Source organism: Halospeciosus flavus (assembly GCF_029814175.1).
Lineage (GTDB): Archaea > Halobacteriota > Halobacteria > Halobacteriales > Halobacteriaceae > Halospeciosus > Halospeciosus flavus.
On the sequence record NZ_CP122312.1, the window covers coordinates 1418990 to 1441885 of the forward strand.

Consider the following 22896-nt stretch of genomic DNA (forward strand, 5'->3'; position numbering starts at 1 on the left):
TCGCTACTCCGACGCCCACGGCAGCATCCGCGTCGCGAGCGCGAAGAACGCGACCGCGAGGACGCAGACGACGACGAACTCACCGAGGACGGACCCGCCGGCGTAGGTCGCCTGTCGAACCCCCCGCGCGAAGTAAGTGAGCGGCGAGAGGTCGAGGAGCGGTCGGAACCAGGCGGGGAACAGCGACGGTTCGACGAACGTATCGGAGAGGAAGAGGAGCGGGAGTGCGACGCCGTTCGACATGGAGATGGCGCCGTCCCGCGAGTCCGCGAGGCTACCGAGGATGGCCCCGACGCCGCAGAAGAGGACCGAAGTGACGACGACGAAGGCCGCGAGCCACGGCGAGAGGGCGAACGACGCGCCGAGCACGAGCAACGCGACGACGAGCGCCACCGCGGCGACGACGATGAGCGCGACGTTCACCAGCGTCTGAGCGAGCAGCCACTCCCACTCCGCGAGCGGTGTCGTCGCGAGTTTCTCGAATCGGTTGCCCTCGACGTGGCGGGCGACTTCGCTTCCGACCCGGGAGAGCGGCGTGAAGAGGACGACGACGGCGAGGTACGCGGGGACGTAGTAGCCGGTCGGCTTCGAGAAGAGTCCACCGCCAGTCGGCTGGACGCGGATGAGTCCCGCGAAGATGGCGATGAGCAAGACCGGGAAGAAGAACGTGAAGAAGACCGCCGTCCGCCGCCGGAGGAACGACCGGGCGGACGCGACGAACTCCGCACCGACGCGGTCGACCGCACTCATGCGACGACCTCCTCCTCTGTCTCCTCGACGACGTCGACGCGGTCCCCGGCGAGCGCGAGGTAGACGTCTTCGAGGTCCGGTTCGGACCACGAGAGCGACTCGAAGTCGAGTCCGCGCTCCGCGAACGCCGAGGCGACGTCACCGATCTCGGTCGGGTCGACGCCCTCGAAGACGAGCGCCCCGTCGGCGCGTTCGGGGGTGTACCGGGACTCCTCGAAGTCGGCGGGGACGGCGTCGGTCTCGACGTCGAGCGAGGGTGCGCCGCCGTACTCGGCGACGAGTTCGTCGGGAGAGCCACTCGCGACGAGTGCCCCGTCGGCGAGGAGACCGACGCGGTCGGCGAGTCGCTCGGCCTCGGCCATGTAGTGTGTCGTGAGGAAGATCGTCGTCCCGCCGGCGGCGAGGTCCTCGAACAGCGTCCAGAGCGCCTGCCGGCCGGCCGGGTCGACGCCCGTCGTGGGTTCGTCGAGGAAGAGGACGTCGGGGTCGTTGACGAGCGAAGCGGCGACGCAGGTCCGTCGCTTCTCCCCACCAGAGAGGTCCGTGTACCAGGTGTCGGTTCGTGGGTCGATCCCGACTTCGTCGAGGAGCGTGTCCGGGTCGCGTGCGCCCTCGTACAGGCCGGCGTAGTAGGAGACGAGTTCTCCGGGAGTGAGTCGCTCTGGCGGGTCGAAGTCCTGTGGGAGCAGACCGAGTCGCTCGCGGGCCGACTCGGCAGGCGGGTCGCCCATGAGCGAGACGCTTCCCGAGTCGGGGCGTCGGGTCCCGGTCAGACACCGCGTGAGCGTCGTCTTCCCCGCACCGTTCGGGCCGACGAGCGCGAACACCTCGCCGGCGTCGACGGCGAGCGAGATCCCGTCTAGGGCGACGGTGTCGCCGTACGTCTCGTGTACGTCGTCGGCGACGACTACAGACATGTCTCGTGGTGTGGCGGGCGCGGGAGTAAGGGTTCCGTTTTAGAGGACGAGCGCGTCGACGACGACCGCGACCAGGAGTGCACCGAGGTAGGCGTTCGAGGCGTGGAACGAGCGCATCGCGGCCGATCGGTCGCGCTCGCGGTGGAGGCGGACGGCGGCCCAGAGGAACAACGCACCGAAGACGAGCGTCGTCAACGCGTAGAGCGCACCGAGGCGGGCGGCGAGTCCGAGGACGGCCGCGCTGGCGAGCGTCGCGCCCAGGTAGAGGACGACGTGTTTCCGAGTCGTCGCCTCGCCCCGGACGACCGGCATCATCGGGAAGCCGCCGGCCGCGTAGTCGTCCTTGTAGGCGAGCGCGAGATTGTAGAAGTGCGCCGGCGTCCAGAGGAAGATGACGGCCGCGAGCGCGAGGGCGGGGAGTCCGACGTCGCCGGTGACGGCCGCCCACCCGATGAGCGCGGGCAGCGACCCCGCGAATCCACCGATGACCGTGTTCTGGACGGTGTTGGGCTTCAGAACGAGCGTGTAGACGACGCTGTAGAAGAGGATGGCGACGAGACCGAGGACGGCCGCGAGGAGGTTGACCTGCCAGAACGCGGCGAGCGAGGCGGCGGCGAGACCGAGTCCGAACACCAGCGCGTTACGTGGCGGGACGCGGTCGGTCGCGAGTGGTCGGTCGGCCGTCCGGTCCATCTTCTGGTCCTTCTCGCGTTCGAGGACGTGGTTGAACGTCCCGCTCGCGCCGATGGAGAGGACTCCGCCGAGGAGCGTCCAGAGGACGGTCCGTGCCGAGAGCGTCGGACCGGCGGCGAGGGCCATCCCGGCGGAGGCGACGAGACAGAGCAGCCACATCAGCCGAGGCTTCATCAGTCGGAAGTAGGCGTGGGCCGTCGCGAGCGGGCCGGACGATGGGGGTTCCGGGTCGTCGGCGCCGCGCGGAGCACCGCTGGACTCGGCGGACGGGAGGTGGGCGGTACGCGCCTCGAGCGTCCAGGCGAGCGCGAGGACGAGACCGGCGAGGATGGTGACGCCGAGGAGGAGGTGGGCGCCGGAGACGAGTGCCGCCGATCCGGTGGTCGCGGCGAACGCGCCGATACCGACCTGGACCGGGTAGGCGAGGGCCGCGACGAGGATGGCTGCGCGGACCCGACGGGACTCGCCGCCGCGGACGGCGAGCCACGCGACGCCCACGACGAGGGCGCCGACGACCACTGCGAGGGCGCGGTGCGCCCAGACGATCGCGAGCGAGGGCGACGAGAGTGCGAACCACTCCCCGTTACAGGCGGGCCAGGTCGGGCAAGCGTGGGCGGCGTCGGTCAGCGCCGTCGTCGCACCGAGGACGAGCAGGGCGTAGACGCCGACGGTCGCCGCCGCGAGCAGGCCGACGAAACCGAGACGGGAGTGGAGACGCACGGTCACGATGAGAGACCGTTGCGGCTACGGCTACTTATTGTCCTCGCATCCTCGGGCGCGCGACCGTCGGGAAATGGGTCAGCTATTTATGGGACACCGACGCAACGTACACGTAGTAATGAGAGGTAAGCGGTACGCGCTGTTCTTCTCGGCCCTGGCGGCGTTCCTCGTCGCGGGCGTCAGCCCCGCGGCCGCCGAGCCGTTGAGCAACACCGCGCGGTACATCGACAACGTGAGCAACCTCCTGCTCGCCGCGGCACTTCCCATCACCCTCCTCGTCGAGGGCATCCTCGCGTACGTCGTCTGGAAGTTCCGCAAGACCGAGGAGGCGAAGCCCACGAAGGAGAACCGACGACTCGAAATCACCTGGACCGTCGCGACCGCGGTCGTCCTCCTGTTCGTCGGCGTCGCCGCGTACGGAGCGATGGCCCAACCCTCCGTGACGGCCACGCAGACGACCTATCAGAACGCCGTCGACGACGGCGCCGTGCAAGTCGACATCATCGGGGTCCAGTGGTACTGGAAGGCCGAGTACCCCGAACACAACATCAGCTACACGGCGAACATGCAGGACAAACCCATCGTCGTGCCGGCCGAGCGCCAACTCGCCATCATGACCACCGCGACAGACGTCATCCACGCGGTCCACATCCCGGCGCTCAAACTGAAGAAAGACTCCATACCCGGACAGAAGAACTACATCGTGACGACCATCAACTCCGAGGCCATCCGCGACGACCCGTACGTCCTCTACTGTGCGGAGTTCTGCGGTGCGGGCCACTCGAACATGCTCGCCGGCTTCAAGGTCGTCTCCCAGCAGGAGTACCAGAACTGGGTCGAACAGCAGACGTCCAGTGGCTCCGGCTCGGGCGCTAGCTCCGGTTCCTCGGGGACCGCGAACAACTCCTCCGCGAGTGTCGCCGCCCCGTCGGCCGGTCAGTTGGCGGCCTAAGTCGGTCGAAGCCGCTCGCACTCTCCTTCCGTCACTTCGACTGTCCCCGTCCCTTCGTCAGTCTCGACGACGAGCGCGCCCGTCTCCGTCACACGCGCTGCCCGTCCGACTACTTCCTCACCCCCACGGATCTGTACGCGGACGCGCTCGCCGAGCGTCACGCTCCGTTCGCGCCACGCGTCGAGTGCCTCGGCGAATCCGTCCGCGGTCTCGACGACTTCCGCCCAGTGGAGGAGTTTGCCGTGGAGTATCGCCGCGACCTCGACGGGGTCGACTGGCTCGCCGCGTTCGTCGCGAAGTGTCGCGACGGCACGGTCCGTCTCCAGGTCGGCGGGCGCGAGGTCGGCGTTGACGCCGATGCCCATCACGACGAACGAGAGGTCCGCCGACTCGGGGTCGGTCCCGGGGAGGACTTCGTCGACCGGCTTACCCGCGACCGGGACCTCGTCGACGACCGCTTCCGTGAGGACGCCGGCGATCTTCTTCGCTTCGGTACCGTCAGCCGTGACGAGGACGTCGTTTGGCCACTTCAGCCCCGCCTCGACGCCGAACGACTCGGCGGTCTCCGCGGCGGCTAGCCCACCGGCGAAGGTGAGTCGGCCGACGTGTGCGGGCGAGAAGTCGGGACGGAGGAGCGTACTCGACCAGACGCCACCCTCGGGCGAGACCCAGACGTTACCAGTCCGTCCGCGGCCGGCCGTCTGCTCGTCGGCGACGACGAACGTTCCGTGGGGTTCGCCGGCGCGGCCGAGTTGCCGAGCGACGTCGTTGGTACTAGGTAGCGTGTCGTGGTGTTCGACGGGCGCGGCGACGCGCGCGTCGAGTGCGTCGGGGTCCATAGTGTGGTCTCGGTCCCGACGTAGCGAACGGACGGAGAAGAGTGTAGTCCTTCAGTGGGCGCCGAGGCCGAGTTCCGCGCCGGCGTAGAGGACGGCGACGAGGAACAGCCAGACGGCGTCGACGAAGTGCCAGTACCACGAGACCGTGGTCACGGCGACGTGGCGCTCGGCGGAGAACTGCCCGCGCGCCGCGCGGAAGAGGATGACGCCGATGAGGAAGACACCCAGCGAGACGTGGAGACCGTGGAGGCCGGTCAGTCCGAAGAAGGCGCTCGCGTAGATGCCCGAAGTGAGCGTGAAGCCGGCGTGCTCGATGAGTTCGAAGTACTCGTAGGCCTGCCCAGCGAGGAAGACGAGACCGATGACGAAGGTGAGACCGAGCCAGCGCATGAACGCGTCCTTGTTCCCGCGCTGGAGTTGCTTCTCGGCCCAGTGGTAGGTGAAACTGGACGTGACCAGCAGGAGCGTGTTGACGACGACGAGCGCCCCGAGGACGCCGCCGTGGGGGAGGATTTCGGCGGACCACGCGCCCGAACGGATGAAGAAGTAGTAGACGAATCCGGCGCTGAACGTCGCGATGTCGGTCGCGAGGAACAGCAACATCCCCATCCGGAGCGACTTCCCCTCGTTGTGGGAGGTGTCCTCCCAGAAGTGACTGGAGAAGGCGTGGTACATCCACCCGAAGAGGCTGAACACGAATCCGGCGGCCGAGACGCCGAAGACGCCGAGGCCGATGCTCTTGGGGAGGAGCGGCGATTCACCCATGCCGAGCACGTACAGCGACGCCCCGACGTAGATTCCGGTCACGGCGACGGCGGCGAAGAAGGGCCACCAGCTCGCCTCACCGTACCCACGTGGGAAGTCACGGACGGCCGGGAGGAAGCCGTGGTGGCCGTGCTCGTCTGATTCGTCCGTTGCGGTCATGTACCGGGAGTTGTGCGGCCCCCACCAAAAATCCTCCCAACCGTTCTCACGGCACGGGAGCGACACGCTTCTTACGCTCGACTGCCAACTCGTGTCCATGGAAGAACAACCGGGCCTGAGTAGCCAGTACCGGAAGTCGAGTCCGTGGCCGATGTTCGTCGCGCTCGGACTCGTCCTCTCGGAGTTCGGCGTGTTCATGGGCGGCCCGTTCGTCCCCGTCGCCGTCGGCGGGGTCCTCATCCTCGAAGCGAGCGTCGCCGGAATCCTCCGCGAGTCCGGGTACACCCGGTCGCTGTGGCCGTCCGCGCTGGGCCTCGGCGCGCTCGTCGGCGCCGCGGGCGGACTGCTGCTCGTCCTGACGACGTACCACACGCGCGCGCTCTCGCTCGTCGGCGCGGGAGCCATCGCACTCGTCGCCGGAGTCGTCCTCTTCCTCGTGGAGTCGAAGCGTCTCTGACGCTCACTCCCGTTCTACCTTCACGCTCTCGCCTCGCTCACTACCGTTCTTCGTGCTACACTCGCGTTCTCGCCTCGCTGTCGCTCGGCGAACTTCCGCTGGACAAGTCCAGCGGCGTTTTCGCTCGCTCACTACCGTTCGCTCCCGAAAACCACCAAGGTATATTTGGACGGCCCACACACGTCTGCGTAATGAGTAACGGAAGCAACGAACCATCCCTCTGGAACAAAGAGGTCCTCCTCGACCTCGTAGTCAACTTCGTACCGCTGTTCATCATCCTCTTCTTCGTCGGCCTCTTCTGGGTGTTCAACCCGTGGGGCGCGGAGTCGACGCTCGGGCGCATCCTCCAGTACGCCATCCTCGTGCTCTCGTTCGTCGGACTCGCCATCCTCACCTACGTCTCCGCGAAGAAGATCGAGGGCGCGGAGCACGACTACGGCGAGGGCGAGAACGTCGTCGCCGAGGAGTGAAGAACCGCCGGCCGGAATCCGGTCGAAGGAAACCCTATCTTTCTTTACTGTGGCCTCCCCACGGCTACCTATGGCTGAACCCCAGATCGTCCTCACTGTACTCATGGGGGTGTTGCTGGTCATCGTGGCGGGTTGGCTCACGCGTCTCGAAGACTGGCGTTCGTACACCCCACTCGGTACTGGTGGGGGGTACGGTGAGGCGACCGGACACGAAGAGAAACCGGGCGGCCTGACCAGATGGCTGACCACGGTCGACCACAAAGACATCGGCATCCTGTACGCGGTGTACGGGACGCTCGCGTTCGCGTGGGGCGGACTCGCCGCGTTGCTCATCCGCCTCGAACTCATCTCGCCGTCGATGGACGTCCTGAGTTCCATCGGCGGGGCGACGTTCTACAACGCGCTGATGACGACCCACGGCATCACGATGCTGTTCCTGTTCGCCGCGCCGATGATCGCGGCGTTCGCGAACTTCGCGGTGCCGCTGCTCATCGACGCCGACGACATGGCGTTCCCGCGGATCAACGCTATCGCGTTCTGGATCCTCCCGTTCGCGACGGTGCTCATCTGGGCGGGCTTCTTCACGAAGCCCTTCCTCGAGGGCGTCGGTCCCGCCGCCATCTCGTGGACGATGTACACGCCGCTCTCGGTCGTCGCCGAGAACCCGGGCGTCGACGTCTTCCTGCTCGGCTTCCACCTCTCGGGTATCTCGACGACGATGGCCGGTATCAACTTCATCGCGACCATCGTCGCCGAGCGCGGTGACGACGTGTCGTGGGCGAACCTCGACATCTTCTCGTGGACCATCCTCACGCAGGGTGCGCTCATCCTGTTCGCGTTCCCGCTGCTCGGTGCGGCAGTCATCATGCTGTTGCTCGACCGGAACTTCGGAACGGTGTTCTTCGCGCCCGAGGGCGGCGGCGCGATGCTCTGGCAACACCTCTTCTGGTTCTTCGGCCACCCCGAGGTGTACATCCTCGTCCTCCCGCCGATGGGACTGGTGAGCCTCATCCTGCCGAAGTTCGCGGGCCGCAAGCTCTTCGGCTTCAAGTTCATCGTCTACTCGACGCTCGCCATCGGTGTGCTCTCCTTCGGCGTCTGGGCACACCACATGTTCACCACGGGTCTCGACCCGCGGCTCCGTGGCTCCTTCATGGCGGTCTCGTTGGCTATCGCCATCCCGAGCGCGGTCAAGGTGTTCAACTGGATCACCACGATGTGGAACGGGAAATTGCGTATGACCGCGCCGATGCTGTTCATGATCGGTTTCGTCCAGAACTTCATCCTCGGCGGCGTCACCGGTGTCTTCCTCGCGGCGGTCCCCTTCGACCTCGTGATGCAGGACACCTACTACGTCGTCGGTCACTTCCACTTCATCGTCTACGGCGCCATCGGGTTCGCGCTGTTCGGTGCGTCGTACTACTTCTTCCCGATGATGACCGGCCGGATGTACCAGAAGCGCTTCGCGCACTGGCACTTCTGGACGGCGCTCTTCGGGTCGAACATCACGTTCATCGCGATGCTCATCCTCGGCTACGGCGGGATGCCGCGGCGCTACGCCACGTACCTCCCGCGGTTCACCGACTGGCACGTCGTCGCCACGATCGGTGCGCTCCTCATCACCATCAGCACCATCTTCTGGGTCTGGAACATGGTCCAGTCGTGGCGTGAGGGGCCCCGCGTCGAGGACGGCGACCCGTGGAACCTCAAGGAAGTCGGTCAGTTCACCTACGACTGGCAGTGGTTCGAACAGAAACAGCAGACGATGCTCGCCGACGGCGGCGAGGACCAGGACGACGACTGAGTCGGCGGTCTACTCCGTCCCTGCCGTTTTCGACCTTCCTTCTTCGCGCGTTACGTCAGTACCAGGACGAACGCCGACGTGAACATGAGCGCTGCGACGGCCGCGAGCGTCAGGAACAGGATTTCCTTCTCTTCCATACGTGTACGTCGGGACGACAGCGCAAAAGGCTAATCCATCCGACCCCAACCGCCGAACGTGCAAACCGAGTGGACCCCGGTCGGCGGTCGTCGCGTCGTCCTCTACATGTACGCCGCCTCAGTCCTGGTCGCCGGCGGCTTCGGCTACATCCTCGGCGCGACCGTCTTCGAGAACGCGGTCGAGAAGGGCGTCGTCGCCACGCTCGGCCCGGTGACGTTCCCACTCACCCCGATCAACCTCGCGCTCTACGGCGTCGTGTCCGTCGGTGCGATTCTCGGCGTTCTCCTCGGTGTCGTCGCCTGGGTCGCCAAACAGGACGACGCCACGCCCCGGGATCGAAATCCACAGTGACGACCCAGCGCGAACTGGGGAGAGGTTATTAGTCACCCCCCGCCGAACGACCGGACATGGACGTCCGCAAGGCCGTCGCCGAAGACGCCGACGACATCCGTCGTGTCGCCGAAGCGTCGCTCTCCGAATCGTACGCCGAACTCGGCGAGTCGATGGTCGAGAGCGCCGTCGAGAAGTGGTACGACCCGGACACGGTCGACAGCCACCTCGCCGACGACGACTACTACTACCGCGTCGCCGTCGTCGAAGACGAGGTCGTCGCCTTCGTCGAGTACGAGGCGCCACACGAACACGACACCGTCGGTGAGATCTACTGGCTCCACGTCCACCCCGACCACCGCGGTGAAGGGTACGGCGCGCGCCTCCTCGAAGAGGCCGAAGTCGAGTTGATGGACACCGGCGTCACCCGCATCCGCGCCCGCGTCCTCGCGACCAACGAGTCGGGCAACGAGTTCTACGCCGAACACGGCTACCAGTTCCTCGACGACGTGTCCGTCGAGATTGGCGACGAGACGTACGTCGAGAACACCTACCTCAAACTCACCGGCGAGGACACCCCCGAACCGCTCGTCGAAGAGCGCGTCACCCCCGACGGCGAGACGGTGTACGTCTCCTTCGACGAGCGCGACCACGGGTCGAAGGCACCCTTCTACGCGGTGTACCGGAGCCCCGAACTCGAAGACGAGGAGCGCTACGGGCTGTTCTGCGGGAACTGCGACTCCTTCGACACGGCGATGGACTCGATGGGCCGCATCGAGTGCAACGAGTGTGGGAACCGCCGGAAGCCGTCGCGCTGGGACGCGGCCTACCTCTGAGGACGCGACGGCCGGCCACCACCAGCGGGCTTCGAGTCACGACGAGTCGGTCGAACAGTTGCGAGACCGTCCGATCGTTCGACCGGTTTCGGGTGCGGTCGTCGCGCCCTCAGCCCTGCCCGACCATCGAGTCCTCGTCGTCCCACTCCCGTTCGCGGAGTTCGTACTTCTGGACCTTGCCCGTCGCCGTGGTCGGGAGTTGTCTCACGAACTCGATCCGACGGACGACCTTGTAGCCCGCGAGGTTCTCGCGGGTGAACTCCACGAGGTCTTCTTCGGTGACGCCCGGCGCGTTCGGGTCGCCGGAGTTCGGCACCACGAACGCCTTGGGCGTCTCGCCCCACTGCTCGCTCGGCGCGGGGACGACCGCGACGTCGCTCACTTCCGGGTGTTCGAAGAGGGTGTCCTCCAACTCGATGGACGAGATGTTCTCGCCGCCGGAGATGATGATGTCCTTCTTGCGGTCCTGGATGGAGATGAAGCCGTTCTCGTCGACCACCGCGAGGTCGCCCGTGTGGTAGTACCCCTCGATACGGTCGTTGAACGCCTCTTCGGTCGCCTCGGGCTTTTGCCAGTATCCCTCCATCACCTGGTTGCCCGCGACGACGATCTCGCCGATCGTCGAGTCGTCCCACGGCACGTCCTCACCGTCCTCGTCGACGACGCGGACCTCCGTCCCGAGGAATCCGATGCCCTGGCGTTTCTTCAGTGAGTACCGATTCTCCTCGTCGAGGTGGCGGCCGACCTCGGAGGTCGTGATGAGCGGACCGGTCTCCGTCGCGCCGTAGACGTGAGCGAGGTCCCAGCCGAACTCTTCTTCGACAGTCCGGATCGTCGCCTCGGGCGGCGCGCTGCCCGCCGTGGCCACGCGGACGTCGGCGTCGCCGGTCGTCCCGACATCGTTGTCGGCGTAGTAGTCCTGGAGCATGTTCAGGACCGTCGGCGCGGCACAGAGGTAGGAGACGTCCTCCGCACGGACGGTGTCGAAGATCCACTCGGCGTCGACCCCGCGCGTGCAGACGTGCGTCGCCCCGACGCCCGTGACCGCGTAGATGTGTCCCCACCCGTTGACGTGGAACATCGGGAGCGTCCAGAGGTAGGTGTCGGTGTCCCGGATGTCCTGGTGGTAGGAGACGAGGTACGCGTGGAGCGTCTCGTTGCGGTGGGTCCGGCAGACGCCCTTCGGGTCGCCGGTCGTCCCAGAGGTGTAGTTGATGGTGACGACATCGTCCTCGTCCATCGCTGGGCGGTCGTAGTCGGCCCCGGCGTCGGCGAGGACGTCGTCGAACTCCTCCCACGACCCTTCGACCGCGTCCGCGTCGTTCGTGACGAAGGTCTCGGTCGGGACGTCCTCGCGCACGGCCTCGATCCTGTCCGCGTACTCCCTGTCCGCGTAGATCGCCGTCACGCCCGCGTCGTTCAGGATGTACTCGAAGTCCTCGGGGGTCAGGCGGTAGTTCAGCGGCGTGTGGATCGCACCGGCCTGCATCGACCCGTAGGCCGCTTCGAGGTGGTAGTGCGTGTTCGGGTCGAGGACGGCCACGCGGTCGCCCTTCTCGACGCCGCGTGCCTGGAGTGCGGCGGCGAAGCGGTCGGCACGCTCGCCGAGTTCGTCGTACGTGTACCGTTCGCCGGTCGTCGCCACCACGGCGGTCTCGTCGCCGTAGTACTTGCGCGCCCGGTCGAGGAAGTCCGTGACGAGGAGTGGTCGCTCCATCTGTAATCGTAGAATAATGGACGATGATGATATTCTTTCCGCTCCATCGAACCACGGTGGCGGACGGTCCAGTCGAGAAGAGAGATGTAGTCGGTGCTGGCGTTAGTGCTCGGCCAGTCAGTCCTGTACTTTCGTGCGGATCTCTTCGACGACGTCGGGGTTGCGGAGGGTGGAGGTGTCGCCGAGTTCGGCCTCGTTGGCGATGTCTTCGAGGAGGCGGCGCATGATCTTGCCAGAACGCGTCTTGGGCAGTTCGGGCGTGAAGACGATCTCCTCGGGCCGTGCGATGGGGCCGATGGCGTCTTCGATACTCTCCGTGATGCGCTGGCGGAGGGCGTCGTCGCCCTCGTAGCCGTCCTCGGTGATGACGTAGGTGTAGACCGCCTCGCCTTTGAGTTCGTGTTCGCCGCCGACGACCGCGGCCTCCGCGACGCCCTCGACGCCGACGATGGCGCTCTCGATCTCCATGGTGCCGAGGCGGTGGCCGGAGACGTTGAGGACGTCGTCGACGCGGCCGAGGACGGTGATGTAGCCGTCCTCGTCGATTTTCGCGCCGTCCTCGGGGAAGTAGACCCAGTCCTCGGGGTCGTCCGAGTCCGTATCGGAGTACTCCTCCCAGTACTCCTCGATGTAGCGCTCGTCGTTCTGGTAGAGCGTCCGGAGCATCCCGGGCCAGGGCTTCTGGACGGTGAGGTAGCCGGCACGGCCGGGTTCGACCTGGTCGCCGTTCGTGTCGACGATTTCGACGTCGAGACCGGGGAGCGGCGGTCCCGCACTCCCGGGCTTCATGTTCTTCACGCCCGGTAGCGTCGTGACCATCATGCCGCCGGTCTCGGTCTGCCACCACGTGTCGACGATGGGGCACTCTTCCCCGCCGATGTACTTGTAGTACCACTTCCACGCGCGGGGGTTGATGGGTTCGCCGACGGTCCCGAGGAGGCGAAGACTCGACAGGTCGTGGGCGTCGGGGTACTCCGAACCCCACTTCATGAACGCCCGAATCGCCGTCGGCGCCGTGTACAACTGGGTGACTTCGAGGTCTTCGACGATCTCCCAGAGGCGGTCGCGCTCGGGGTGGTCGGGCGTCCCCTCGTACATGGTGGTCGTGGTGCCGAGTGCGAGCGGCCCGTAGACGATGTAGGAGTGACCGGTGATCCAGCCGATGTCCGCGGTGCAGAAGTAGGTATCCTCGGGTTTGATGTCGAGGACGGCCTGGGAGGTCCAGGCGGCCCAGGAGAGGTACCCCCCGGTGGTGTGTTTCACCCCTTTCGGTTGACCGGTGGTGCCCGAAGTGTACATGAGGAAGAGCATGTCCTCGGCGTCGCGGTCGACGGGTTCGACGGTGGCACCGGCGTGCTCGGTGACGAGTTCCTCGTAGTCGTGCTGGTTCGGAGCCAGGGAGTGTTCGAGTTCGTCGCCGAGGCGGTCGACCACCACGGACTCGACGTCGTGCTCGACGCTCTCGAGACCCTCGTTGGCCTTGTCGAGGTGGTCGAGAGCGTCGCCGCGGCGGTAGTAGCCGTCGCAGGTGACGAGGTACTCCGAATCGGCGGAGTTCATGCGGGTCGCGAGGGCGTCGGCGGAGAAGCCCGCGAAGACGACGGAGTGGGGTGCGCCGATGCGGGCGCACGCGAGCATGGCGATGGGGAGTTCGGGAATCATCGGCATGTACATCGTGACGACGTCGTCTTCCTCGACGCCGATGTCGCGGAGTGCGGCCGCGAACTCGTTGACCTCGCGGTGGAGTTCCTCGTAGGTGTAGGTACGATTCGCCTCGTCGGTCGGTTCGCCGACCCACTCGACGGCGGCCTCGTCGCCGCGCTCTTCGAGGTGGCGGTCCAGACAGTTCGTCGACGCATTCAGCGACCCGCCCGTGAACCACTCGTAGAACGGCGGGTTCGAGTCGTCCAACACTTGGTCGTAGTCGTCCTCCCAGTCGAGCAGTTCCGCGGCCGCCCGCCAACAGTTCGGCCACGTCTCATCGAACTCCTCGTAAATCTCCGGGTCCGAGACGTTCGCCTGCTCGACGAACGATTCCGGCGGCTCGAACTCCGCCTGCTCTTCGAGTCGCGCCTCCAACTCTACGTCTTCGGCACCGGCTTCGTCACTCATGATTCACCGTGATAGTGGGAGACTATCTTGATAAGGATTACCCTATCAGGGCGCGAAAACCGTGCGAAGGCGTCGACTTGTCGAGACGAAAACGAGTCGTCAGGCGACGGTGATCGACTCCTGGTAGCTGCCGTAGACCGACTCGTAGACGGCCATGATCTCGCCCATCGTCGCGTACGCCTTCACGGCGTCGACGACGGTGGGCATCGTGTTCTCATCGGCCTCCGCCGCGTCGCGGAGGGCGTCGAGTGCGGCAGCGACCGCCTTGTCGTCGCGTTCTTCCTTCACGCGTTCGAGGCGGGCGAGTTGGACCTCGCGGGCGCGTTCCTCGTCGACGTGGAGCAGGTCGGGACTCGTGTCCTCACCGATGTCGTACTGGTTGACCCCGACGACGGTCTCCTCGCCGTCGTCGACGCGGCGCTGGTACTCGTAGGCCGACTCCTGAATCTCGCGCTGGAAGTAGCCCTCCTCGATGCCACGGAGGACGCCGTCGCGCATCGACCCGTCGCCCTTCTCCCGGATGGTCTCCAGGTAGTTCATCACCGTCTCCTCCACCTCGTCCGTGAGTGACTCGACGGCGAAACTCCCGCCCATCGGGTCGACGATGTCCGCGATGCCGGACTCCTCGGCGAGGATCTGCTGGGTCCGGAGGGCGACGCGGACGGCCTGCTCGGAGGGAAGCGCGAGCGCCTCGTCGTAGGAGTTGGTGTGGAGACTCTGCGTGCCGCCGAGGACGGCGGCCATCGCCTGGACCGTCGTCCGGACGACGTTGTTGAGCGGTTGTTGGGCCGTCAGCGACTGTCCCGCCGTCTGGGTGTGGAACTTGAGTTTCTTCGAGGCGTCCGCCTCGGCGCCGTACCAGTCGTCCATCACGCGGGCGTAGATACGCCGGGCGGCGCGGAACTTCGCGACTTCCTCGAAGAAGGAGTTGTGCGAATTGAAGAAGAAGGAGAGTTGTGGAGCGAACTCGTCGACGTCGAGACCACGGTCCACCGCGTCTTCCACGTAGGCGAAGCCGTCGGCGAGGGTGAAGGCGAGTTCCTGGGCCGCGGTCGACCCGGCCTCGCGGATGTGGTAGCCCGAGATGGAGATGGGGTGGATGCGTGGCGTCTCCTCGGCACAGAACTCGACGACGTCGGTGACGAGCTTCAGCGAGGGCTCCGGCGGGACGACCCACTCCTTCTGCGCGATGAACTCCTTGAGCATGTCGTTCTGGAGGGTCCCTCGGAGCTCCTCGCGGGGGACGCCCTGCTGGTCGGCGAGCGCGATGTACATCGCGTAGACGACGGGCGCACTCGGGTTGATGGTGAAGGACGTCGACACCTCGTCGAGGTCGATACCGTCGAAGAGTACCTCCACGTCGGCGAGCGTGTCGACGGCGACGCCCTCCTTACCGACCTCGCCGAGCGCCATCGGGTCGTCGGAGTCGATACCCATGAGACTCGGCATGTCGAAGGCCGTCGAGAGACCGGTCTGTCCCTCCTCGACGAGGTAGTGGAAGCGCTCGTTCGTCTCCTCGGCCGTCCCGAAGCCGGCGAACTGCCGCATCGTCCACGTCCGCCCGCGGTGCATCGTCGGGTACACGCCCCGCGTGTACGGTTCCTCGCCGGGGAACCCGAGGTCCTCGTCGTAGTCGAGGTCCGCGACGTCCTCGGGAGTGTAGAGGCGCTCGACCGCCTGGTTCGAGACGGTGGCGAAGCGCTCTTGTCGCTCGCCGTGACGCTCGAGGGCCGGGTCGAGCGTCTCCGACTCCCACTCCTCGCGGGACTCACGTATCTCCGCCAGGTCCTCGTCGTCGTACATGTGTCGTAAGTTTTGCCGGGAGAATGATTAAGGTTCCGTGCGGGTGGACGCCGGACGGCTCTCTCACTACGGACGACTCAGAACGGACGTCCGAACGGTCTCTTACTGGAGTCGTTCGGTCGTCTCGACCAGCGGGTGGCGAGCGTAGTCGACGACGGAGATGTCGTCGACGGTGTCGAGTCCTTCCTTCTTGGCGGTCCGAGCCATCCCGAGGTCGACGCGCTTGTCGAGGACGATGACGTAGGCGTCCATCGTCTCGACACCTCCCTTGCGGGCGGCCATCACGCGGTGGTGGCCGTCGGCGAGGAGGAGGGAGCCACCGTTGTCGATGACGACCAGCGGTTCGGTCAGCCCGCGTTCGAGTTCGTACTGGCGGCCCTCCAGTTCGTCGGCGTACACCTTCGACTGGGTCGGGACGAGGTCGTCGATGTCGACCTCGCGGCGCTCCTCGCCGGCTTCGACGTCGTGGATCGACTCCAGCGTCCGGAGGAGTTTGCCCACCTTCTCGGGCGTCGCGCGCTCGATCTGCGAGCGGATGACGTCGGCGTTCGAGATGATGCCGACGAGGTTGCCCGCGTCGTCGACGACCGGGAGTTTCTGGATCCCCGAGCGGAGGATGACGCGGGCGGCGTCGGTCACGTCCATGTCGGGGTGTGCGACGATGAGTTCGTCGCTCATCACCGTGAATATCGGGTCGCCGTCGGACGCGAGCAGGAGGTCGCGGGCGCTGACGAACCCTTCGACCCGTCGGCCGTCCGTCACCGGGAACCCGTTGTGGCCGTCGCTCTCGACGATCCGCTTCGATACCTCGGTGACGGTGTCGTCCGGCGAGACGGTCGAGACGTCCCGCGTCATGTAGTCTTTCACCTTGGGCTTTCCCTGCCCGTTGTCGAACGCCTCGTCCATCGGTCGTCTCTACGTACGTCGGTCGAGGTGAAAAGCACTCCGTCGCTACCGGGCGTCTCGAACCGCGTCGAAGAAGCGCTCGCCGATGGCGTCTTCGAGGATCGAGACCATCGACTCGGACTCCTCGGCGATCTCCTCGAAGACGCCGAGCGGAATCTGTGCGCCGGCCATGTCGGCGTGGCCACCGGCGCTCCCCATCTCGCCGAACGCCTCGCGGAGGACCTCGCCGAGGTCGATCTCGTTCCCGCGCGAGCGCGCCGAGACGTAGATCGTCCCCTCCATGAAGCCGTAGACGAACGTGACGGTGACCCCTTCCATCGCGAGGAGGCGGTCGGCGGCCTGCGCCAGGGCGTCGCGGTCGGAGATGGACCCCACGCACGTCGCGAGCGTCGTCCCGTCGAGGTGACGGTTCTTGATGGCGCGGGCAACGATGTCGAGTGTGTCCGCGCTGATCGAGGGACTCTCGACCCGTTCGAGGACGTCGATGTCGGCCGTCGGGAGGAGGTCGGCACCCGCCTCGAAGTCGGTCGTCGTGATCTCCCGTGAGAAGTCCTTCGTGTCGACCCGGATGCCGTACAGCAGGGCAGTCGCGACCGCGCGGTCGAGTTCGAGGTTGAACCGCTGGAGGTACTCCGTCATGAGCGTACTCGTCGCGCCCATGTCCTCGCGGATGTCGACGAACCGCGCCTCGATCTCCTCTTTCGGCGGGTGGTGGTCGATGACGACGTCGACGTCGACCTCGGGCGGGAGTTGGTCGTTGACGCCCGGACGGGAGTGGTCGACCAGCGCGATACCGCCGAACTCCTCGGCGTCGAACTCCTCGGCGTCGAGTTGCCGGAGGTCGAGTTCGAGGAGGTTGACGAACGCCCGGTTCTCCTGGTGGGAGATGTCCCCGAAGTAGCACGGCTCGGCGTCGAGCCCGAGCGAGTCCGCGATGCGCGCGAGGGCGACTGCCGCCGCGATCGCGTCCGGGTCTGGGTTGTCGTGCATGAAGACGCCGAGTGTCCCGTCGACCGACTGGAGCGTCTCCCGCAGTCGACGGACGCGACGGCTGTCCCCGGACGCGACCGTCGACTCGACCCGCTCGACGATCGGGAACCCCGCCGTGACGACGTCGTCGACCAGTGATTCGAGTTCGTCGCGCTGCTCGCGCGTGGCGTCGGCCGCGGCGTAGGCGACGACGTAGGCGTCTTCGAACACTCGCTCGGCGGCGCGGGCCGTCTGGAGGTTCTCGAGTGTGTCGTCGCTGCCGACGAACACGATTCCCGGGTCGCGGTCGACGCCCCGGAGTACTGCGGGCGCGGTCACGTCGGCCTGCTCGGCGGCGATCTTCTCGTTTCGGAGCGACTCGACACGGCTCGCGTCGGGGTCGAGGACGAACGTCTCGCCGCGGCGTTCGACGAACTCGTCGAGGATGGAGTGGGCGATCGCGCCACACCCCAGCACGAGCCGGGTGACCATCGTAGTTCGGATTTCCGCCGTAGCGCTATAAAGTGTGTTGCATACAACCCGGAGGGACCGGGGACGGGTCCGGGGTGGTTACCCGAGGAGGATCGTCGCGGCCTTCACGGCCGTCGAGTAGACGGGACCGTAGGCGACGAGGAGTGCGACCGTCCCGACGCCGGCCGTCACGACGGCGGTGTAGAGACCGACCGGCCGGGAGTCGATACCGAACTCCCCGGAGGGGTCCTCGACCCACATCGCCTTGACGACCCGCGAGTAGTAGTACAGCGAGAGTGCGCTGTTGACCACCGCGATGGCGACGAGCCACGTGTAGCCCGCGCCGACGGCGTTCCCGAAGAGGAAGTACTTCGAGAAGAAGCCGCCGCCGACCGGCAACCCGGCGAGACTGAAGAGGAAGACGGTCATCGCCGCGCAGGCGACCGGCGCCTCGCTGGCGAGTCCCGCGTAGTCCTCGAAGGTGCGGCCCACGCCCCAGTGTTCGACGAGGGCGACGAAGAGGAACGCTCCCGTGTTCATGAAGCCGTAGACGAACAGGTGGGCGATGCCGGCGCCGAGCACCAGCGAGTCGGCGTCGCCCGCGAGCGCCGCGAGCGCGATGAGCACGTAGCCCGCCTGCCCGACCGAGGAGTAGGCGAGCATCCGCTTGACGGTGTCCTGCGTGGCCGCGGCGAAGTTCCCGAGCGTCATCGTCACGACTGCGAGAACGGCGAAGACGAGTGCCCAGTCGACGCCCGCCGGGACGACGTCGAGCGGGAAGGCGACGGTGAACACGCGGAACGCGGCGGCGAACGCCGCGGCCTTCGAGGCCGACGAGACGAACGCCGCGATGGGTGCCGGTGCACCCTCGTAGGCTTCGGGAGCCCAGAAGTGGAACGGCACGCTGGCCGTCTTGAACGCGAAGCCACCGACGATCATCAGCACCCCGAGACCGAGGACGCCGACCAGCGGCGTCCCCTCGATGGCGGCGGCCACGGTGGGTAGTTCGAGCGCCCCCGTGACCCCGTAGACGAGCGAGATGCCGTACAGCATGACGCCCGAGGAGAGCGCGCCGACGAGGAAGTACTTCAGCCCCGCCTCGACGCTGCCCGCGTCGTCCTTCAGGAACGCGACGAGCGCGTAAGACGGGAGACTGACGAGTTCGATGGCGACGAAGATCGTCGCGAGGGAGTTGGCTGCCGCGAGGGCGGCCATCCCGGTCGTCGCGAGCATCACCAGCGAGTAGTACTCGGCGCGGTGTTTCCGGCCGGCGACGTAGTCGTAGCTCGCGACCACCACGAGGGCGGCGACGACGCTCACCAGCGCGGTGAAGAACAGCGCGAGGCTGTCGACGACCATCGCACCGCCGAACGGTTCGTACACCGAGCGGCCGGTGCCCGCGCTCAGGAACCACGCGCTCGTGGCCGCGGCCACGAGCGCACCGAGCGCGGCGACGCCAGCGAGCAGGGTGTCCTTTCGGGTGTCGGGCGACACCGTGTCGATGACGAGCAACAGCAGGGCCGTCAGGCCCAGTACGTAGTGTGGTGTGAGTGGCGGAAGTTCCATCTAGAGACCACCTCCGAAGGCCGCGACGAGCGGCTGGACGGCGTCCTGGATCGGCGCCATGAACACTGCGGGCGCGACGCCCAGCAGGACCGCGAGCAGGACGAGGACGACGCCGACCGCGAGGTCGACGCGCGGTGCGGGCGTCACGTCACCCTCGACCTCGTAGGGGCCGAAGAGGACGCGCTGCATCGTCCAGAGCAGGTAGCCCGCGATGACGACGATACCGAACATCGCGACGGCGGTGAACGCGGCCGCGCCGGGGTAGCCCCCGGCGAACGAACCGGTGAAGATGAAGAACTCCGCGGCGAACCCCGACATCGACGGGAGCCCCATGTAGCCGAACGCGCCGGCGACGAACAGCGCCGACACGACCGGGAGTTCGTCGGCGAGTCCGGAGAGTTTCTCCACCGCACGGGTGCCCGTCGACTCCTCGACGAGTCCCGCCGCGAGGAAGAGGAGCGCGATGAGGAACCCGTGGCTCACCATCTGGAACGCCGCACCCGCCATGCCGTACGTCGTGTAGGCGACGAGTCCGAGCACGACGAACCCCATCGACGGAATCGAGGAGTAGGCGACGAGCCGTTTGATGTCGTGTTGGGCGATGGCGACGGTCGCGCCGTAGAGCACCGTCACCACGGCGATAGTCGCGATGTAGGGTGCCCACGCGTCGGCGACGTCGGGAAGCATCGTGAAGTTGAACCGGAGCAGCGAGTACGTCCCCATCTTCGTGACCACGCCCGCGAGGACGATGGTCACGGGCGTCGGCGCCTCGACGTAGGCGTCGGGCAACCACGTGTGGACCGGGACGAGCGCGGCCTTCACCGCGAAGCCGAAGAACATCGCCGCGAAGGCGACGGCCTTCACCGTCGACGCCGAGAGACCGTACAGCGACCCGACGTGGGCGCCGGCGATGGCGGCCAGCGAGAGACTGTCGACGCCGCTGGCGAACACGAGCATCATCACCCCGACGAACATGACGAGGCTGGCGACGTTCGTGTAGACGAAGAACTTGATCGCGGCGTACTTCCGGCGGGGTCCGCCCCACACCGCGACGAGCAGGTACATCGGGACGAGGACGAACTCCCAGAAGACGAACCAGACGAAGAAGTCGAGCGCCGAGAAGACGCCGACGAGGCTCGCCTCCGTGAAGAGGAGCAGGCCGAAGAATTGCGAGGGCCGCTCCTCGACACTGTTCCACGCGTACGCGATCGCCAGCGTGGTGAGTACCGTCGTCAGGACGACGAGCGGCAGGCTGAGTCCGTCGAGACCGACGTGCCACGACACGTCGTACGGTCCGACCGTGATCCAGGGCGCGACCGTCTCGAAGGCGACGTCACCGCCCAGCAGGGCGTTACCGGACGCCTCGAACGTTGCGTACATCCAGAGGCTCCCGACCAGCGGGAGCAGACTCGCGACGAACGCGACGCGACCGGCCCACCGGTTGGGCGCGAGCAGCGTCGCGAACGCGGCGAGGAACGTGACTGCGAGTAGTGCTTCGATCAACATTCAAAACCACCCCCCGAGGATGCCGAAGACGACCAGCAAGGCGACGAGGCCGAGGGTGAGCATCGTCGCGTAGTCGGTGACGACGCCGGACTGGATGCGCTTGACGCGCTTGCCGGAGGCGACGCTCACGGAGGAGACACCGTCGACGACCCCGTCGACGATGCTCTGGTCGAACGTGTCGACCGCCCGTGCGACCGGGACGGCGACGGACTCCGCGAGCCAGACCTGGACCTCGTCCTGGTAGTAGTTGTTGTACCACAGCGTCTTGACGGCGCCGAGTTTCTCGGTGTGCTCTTCGGGTTCCGGTCCCGAGTAGAGCACCCACGCGACGCCGACACCGGCAAGCGCGAGACCGAGCGAGAGCGCCGCCGACACCACCGCCGGGATGCTCGCGGCGTGGTAGCCGGCGAACTCCTCCAGCAGGTGGTGGTAGTGCTCGTAGGACGTCGCCTCGATGGGTCCGCTCAGCCAGTTCTCCAAGAACAGCGGGACGCCCGCGAACTCGTGGAGCAGGCCGGGGTTGACGAACCCGACGACGACCGCACCGACGCCGAGGACGGCGACGGGAACCTTCATGTTCCAGCCGACGTCGTGGGCCGACTCGGCGGCGTCCGAGCGGGGTTCACCGTGGAAGGTCAACAGGACCATCCGGAAGGTGTAGAACCCGGTGAAGAACACCGCGAGCAGTCCCATCGCCCACGCGGCCAGCAGGGCCGGGTGCCCGCCGGCGCCGTAGACGAGCGCCTCGTGGAGGACGGCGTCCTTCGACCAGAAGCCCGCGAACGGGACGATGCCCGCGAGCGCGAGCGACCCGACGAGGAACGACCAGTACACCACGGGCATCTTCTCCTTCAGACCGCCCATCTTCCACATGTCCTCCTCGTGGTGCATCGCGACGATGACCGCACCGGCGCCGAGGAACAGCAGTGACTTGAACACGGCGTGGGTGAGCAGGTGGAACGTCCCGGCGACGTAGCCGCCCGCACCGAGACCGAGCATCATGTAGCCGTACTGCGAGATGGTCGAGTACGCGAGCACCTGCTTGATCTCGCGCTTGACGACGCCCATCGTCGCCGCGAAGAGGGCGGTGAACCCACCAATCAGCGCGATGATGGCGAGCACCGTGGGGAGGAGCGCGTAGAAACCGTACATCCGGGCGACGAGGAAGACGCCGGCCGCGACCATCGTCGCCGCGTGGATGAGCGCGGAGACCGGGGTCGGACCCTCCATCGCGTCGGGCAGCCACGTCTGTAGCGGGAACTGCGCGGACTTCCCGACGACGCCGCCCAGAATCAGCAGGCCGAGGACGGCGAACCAGTTCTGCGCTCCGAGTCCGAAGAACGTCCGGACGGTGACCCCTTCCGGTCCGAGGACGGCGGCCGCCGTCTCCGGGAACGCCGTGAACGCCGCCGTGCCGAACGTACCGAGCACGCCGACGACGCCGACGAGGAAGAAGAAGTCACCGAAGCGCGTGACGAGGAACGCCTTCTTCGCGGCGCTCGCCGGGCCGGGTTCGCGGAACCAGTGGCCGATGAGCCACCACGAACAGAAGCCGACGAGTTCGAAGAAGACGAACGCCATCACGAGGTTCGACGCGAGCGCGAAACCGAGCATGCTCGCGGTGAACAGCCCCAGTCCCGCGTAGTAGCGGGGGAGACCACCCTCGCCCTCGTCGTTCATGTAGCCGAGGCTGAACACGTGGACGAGCAGCGAGACGAGCGAGACGACGACGGCCATCATCGCCGACAGCGGGTCGACGAGGAGACCGAACGTCAGGTCGAACGTCCCCTGTCCGGCGACCCACGTGTACAGCGTCTGGTCGTAGGTCGCGCCGCCGGCGACGGTGACGGCTAGCCACACCGAGAGGAGCAGCGACCCGGCCGTCGCGAGGATGCCGGGGAGCGCGCCGCCCTTCGGGAGGAGCCGTGGTGCCCCGTAGCCGACGAGGAGTGCGATCAGGAACGCGACCAGCGGCAGGACGGGAACGGCCGCAGCGAAGGCGAATGCACCTGCCAT

Annotated in this window: 19 protein-coding genes; 6 read left to right on the plus strand and 13 right to left on the minus strand. The window is 66.8% G+C overall.

The window, feature by feature from the left end; translation table 11 throughout:
- Positions 1-3 precede the first annotated feature (3 nt).
- Genes P0Y33_RS07360 through P0Y33_RS07370 form a run of 3 tightly spaced genes read right to left on the minus strand, consistent with a single transcriptional unit; the run spans position 4 to position 3086 of the window.
- A complete protein-coding gene (locus tag P0Y33_RS07360; RefSeq protein WP_279529891.1) occupies positions 4-750 on the minus strand; it encodes an ABC transporter permease in 747 nt (248 codons plus the stop codon).
- On the minus strand, positions 747-1667 hold the full coding sequence (locus P0Y33_RS07365; protein ID WP_279529892.1) for an ABC transporter ATP-binding protein: 921 nt from the start codon (positions 1665-1667) through the stop codon (positions 747-749). The genes P0Y33_RS07360 and P0Y33_RS07365 overlap by 4 nt, the downstream gene beginning before the upstream one ends.
- 39 nt (positions 1668-1706) lie before the next feature.
- The gene (locus P0Y33_RS07370; RefSeq protein WP_382217302.1) at positions 1707-3086 is read right to left on the minus strand and encodes a heme o synthase; all 1380 of its coding nucleotides are present in this window, start codon (positions 3084-3086) and stop codon (positions 1707-1709) included.
- 112 nt (positions 3087-3198) lie between these two features.
- On the opposite strand from P0Y33_RS07370, the gene coxB reads away from it, so the two are divergent.
- Positions 3199-4032 carry a cytochrome c oxidase subunit II gene (gene coxB, locus P0Y33_RS07375; RefSeq protein WP_279529893.1) on the plus strand — a complete coding sequence of 278 codons (834 nt, stop codon included), beginning with the start codon at positions 3199-3201 and terminating at the stop codon, positions 4030-4032.
- Here coxB and P0Y33_RS07380 read toward each other — a convergent pair.
- Both P0Y33_RS07380 and P0Y33_RS07385 read right to left on the minus strand, forming a co-directional pair.
- The gene (locus P0Y33_RS07380; protein WP_279529894.1) at positions 4029-4871 is read right to left on the minus strand and encodes a biotin--[acetyl-CoA-carboxylase] ligase; all 843 of its coding nucleotides are present in this window, start codon (positions 4869-4871) and stop codon (positions 4029-4031) included. The two genes, coxB and P0Y33_RS07380, sit on opposite strands and share 4 nt — an antisense overlap.
- A gap of 51 nt (positions 4872-4922) precedes the next feature.
- Positions 4923-5795: a cytochrome c oxidase subunit 3 gene (locus tag P0Y33_RS07385; RefSeq protein ID WP_279529895.1), complete on the minus strand. Its 873-nt coding sequence runs from the start codon at positions 5793-5795 to the stop codon at positions 4923-4925.
- A 97-nt stretch (positions 5796-5892) separates the two neighbouring features.
- Here P0Y33_RS07385 and P0Y33_RS07390 point away from each other — a divergent pair, with 97 nt between their 5' ends.
- The 5 genes from P0Y33_RS07390 to P0Y33_RS07410 all read left to right on the plus strand — a co-directional run bounded on the left by P0Y33_RS07390 (position 5893) and on the right by P0Y33_RS07410 (position 9830).
- A complete protein-coding gene (locus P0Y33_RS07390) occupies positions 5893-6252 on the plus strand; it encodes a DUF7541 family protein (RefSeq protein WP_279529896.1) in 360 nt (119 codons plus the stop codon).
- A gap of 191 nt (positions 6253-6443) precedes the next feature.
- Positions 6444-6722 carry a DUF6684 family protein gene (locus P0Y33_RS07395; RefSeq protein ID WP_279529897.1) on the plus strand — a complete coding sequence of 93 codons (279 nt, stop codon included), beginning with the start codon at positions 6444-6446 and terminating at the stop codon, positions 6720-6722.
- Positions 6723-6792: 70 nt separating this feature from the next.
- The gene (locus P0Y33_RS07400; protein ID WP_279529898.1) at positions 6793-8526 is read left to right on the plus strand and encodes a cbb3-type cytochrome c oxidase subunit I; all 1734 of its coding nucleotides are present in this window, start codon (positions 6793-6795) and stop codon (positions 8524-8526) included.
- A 195-nt stretch (positions 8527-8721) separates the two neighbouring features.
- Positions 8722-9015 (plus strand): DUF7520 family protein, encoded by a 294-nt coding sequence (locus P0Y33_RS07405; RefSeq protein ID WP_279529899.1) that lies wholly within the window; start codon positions 8722-8724, stop codon positions 9013-9015.
- 56 nt (positions 9016-9071) lie between these two features.
- On the plus strand, positions 9072-9830 hold the full coding sequence (locus P0Y33_RS07410; protein ID WP_279529900.1) for a GNAT family N-acetyltransferase: 759 nt from the start codon (positions 9072-9074) through the stop codon (positions 9828-9830).
- Between the two features lie 109 nt (positions 9831-9939).
- Here P0Y33_RS07410 and P0Y33_RS07415 read toward each other — a convergent pair whose 3' ends face one another.
- The 8 genes from P0Y33_RS07415 to nuoL form a co-directional block, all read right to left on the minus strand.
- A complete protein-coding gene (locus P0Y33_RS07415) occupies positions 9940-11547 on the minus strand; it encodes a long-chain-fatty-acid--CoA ligase (RefSeq protein WP_279529901.1) in 1608 nt (535 codons plus the stop codon).
- 117 nt (positions 11548-11664) lie between these two features.
- Positions 11665-13659, minus strand: a complete 1995-nt coding sequence (gene acs / locus P0Y33_RS07420; RefSeq protein WP_279529902.1) for an acetate--CoA ligase — start codon at positions 13657-13659, stop codon at positions 11665-11667.
- A 99-nt stretch (positions 13660-13758) separates the two neighbouring features.
- The gene (locus P0Y33_RS07425) at positions 13759-15462 is read right to left on the minus strand and encodes an acyl-CoA mutase large subunit family protein (RefSeq protein ID WP_279529903.1); all 1704 of its coding nucleotides are present in this window, start codon (positions 15460-15462) and stop codon (positions 13759-13761) included.
- Between the two features lie 102 nt (positions 15463-15564).
- Complete coding sequence (locus P0Y33_RS07430; protein ID WP_279529904.1) at positions 15565-16368, minus strand: CBS pair associated ParBc domain-containing protein; 804 nt, start codon at positions 16366-16368, stop codon at positions 15565-15567.
- A gap of 45 nt (positions 16369-16413) precedes the next feature.
- The gene (locus P0Y33_RS07435) at positions 16414-17829 is read right to left on the minus strand and encodes a DHH family phosphoesterase (protein ID WP_279529905.1); all 1416 of its coding nucleotides are present in this window, start codon (positions 17827-17829) and stop codon (positions 16414-16416) included.
- Between the two features lie 78 nt (positions 17830-17907).
- Positions 17908-19374 carry an NADH-quinone oxidoreductase subunit N gene (locus P0Y33_RS07440; RefSeq protein ID WP_279529906.1) on the minus strand — a complete coding sequence of 489 codons (1467 nt, stop codon included), beginning with the start codon at positions 19372-19374 and terminating at the stop codon, positions 17908-17910.
- Positions 19375-20880 (minus strand): complex I subunit 4 family protein, encoded by a 1506-nt coding sequence (locus P0Y33_RS07445; protein WP_279529907.1) that lies wholly within the window; start codon positions 20878-20880, stop codon positions 19375-19377.
- Positions 20881-22896 (minus strand): NADH-quinone oxidoreductase subunit L, encoded by a 2016-nt coding sequence (nuoL, locus tag P0Y33_RS07450; protein WP_279529908.1) that lies wholly within the window; start codon positions 22894-22896, stop codon positions 20881-20883.

Excerpts from the sequence above, each read along its gene's own strand:
- P0Y33_RS07360 (WP_279529891.1), bottom strand. The coding sequence starts at position 750 with ATGAGTGCGGTCGACCGCGTCGGTGCGGAGTTCGTCGCGTCCGCCCGG.
- P0Y33_RS07365 (WP_279529892.1), bottom strand. The coding sequence starts at position 1,667 with ATGTCTGTAGTCGTCGCCGACGACGTACACGAGACGTACGGCGACACC.
- coxB (WP_279529893.1), top strand. The coding sequence starts at position 3,199 with ATGAGAGGTAAGCGGTACGCGCTGTTCTTCTCGGCCCTGGCGGCGTTC.
- P0Y33_RS07380 (WP_279529894.1), bottom strand. The coding sequence starts at position 4,871 with ATGGACCCCGACGCACTCGACGCGCGCGTCGCCGCGCCCGTCGAACAC.
- P0Y33_RS07385 (WP_279529895.1), bottom strand. The coding sequence starts at position 5,795 with ATGACCGCAACGGACGAATCAGACGAGCACGGCCACCACGGCTTCCTC.
- P0Y33_RS07390 (WP_279529896.1), top strand. The coding sequence starts at position 5,893 with ATGGAAGAACAACCGGGCCTGAGTAGCCAGTACCGGAAGTCGAGTCCG.
- P0Y33_RS07395 (WP_279529897.1), top strand. The coding sequence starts at position 6,444 with ATGAGTAACGGAAGCAACGAACCATCCCTCTGGAACAAAGAGGTCCTC.
- P0Y33_RS07400 (WP_279529898.1), top strand. The coding sequence starts at position 6,793 with ATGGCTGAACCCCAGATCGTCCTCACTGTACTCATGGGGGTGTTGCTG.
- P0Y33_RS07410 (WP_279529900.1), top strand. The coding sequence starts at position 9,072 with ATGGACGTCCGCAAGGCCGTCGCCGAAGACGCCGACGACATCCGTCGT.
- P0Y33_RS07415 (WP_279529901.1), bottom strand. The coding sequence starts at position 11,547 with ATGGAGCGACCACTCCTCGTCACGGACTTCCTCGACCGGGCGCGCAAG.
- acs (WP_279529902.1), bottom strand. The coding sequence starts at position 13,659 with ATGAGTGACGAAGCCGGTGCCGAAGACGTAGAGTTGGAGGCGCGACTC.
- P0Y33_RS07425 (WP_279529903.1), bottom strand. The coding sequence starts at position 15,462 with ATGTACGACGACGAGGACCTGGCGGAGATACGTGAGTCCCGCGAGGAG.
- P0Y33_RS07430 (WP_279529904.1), bottom strand. The coding sequence starts at position 16,368 with ATGGACGAGGCGTTCGACAACGGGCAGGGAAAGCCCAAGGTGAAAGAC.
- P0Y33_RS07435 (WP_279529905.1), bottom strand. The coding sequence starts at position 17,829 with ATGGTCACCCGGCTCGTGCTGGGGTGTGGCGCGATCGCCCACTCCATC.
- P0Y33_RS07440 (WP_279529906.1), bottom strand. The coding sequence starts at position 19,374 with ATGGAACTTCCGCCACTCACACCACACTACGTACTGGGCCTGACGGCC.
- P0Y33_RS07445 (WP_279529907.1), bottom strand. The coding sequence starts at position 20,880 with ATGTTGATCGAAGCACTACTCGCAGTCACGTTCCTCGCCGCGTTCGCG.
- nuoL (WP_279529908.1), bottom strand. The coding sequence starts at position 22,896 with ATGGCAGGTGCATTCGCCTTCGCTGCGGCCGTTCCCGTCCTGCCGCTG.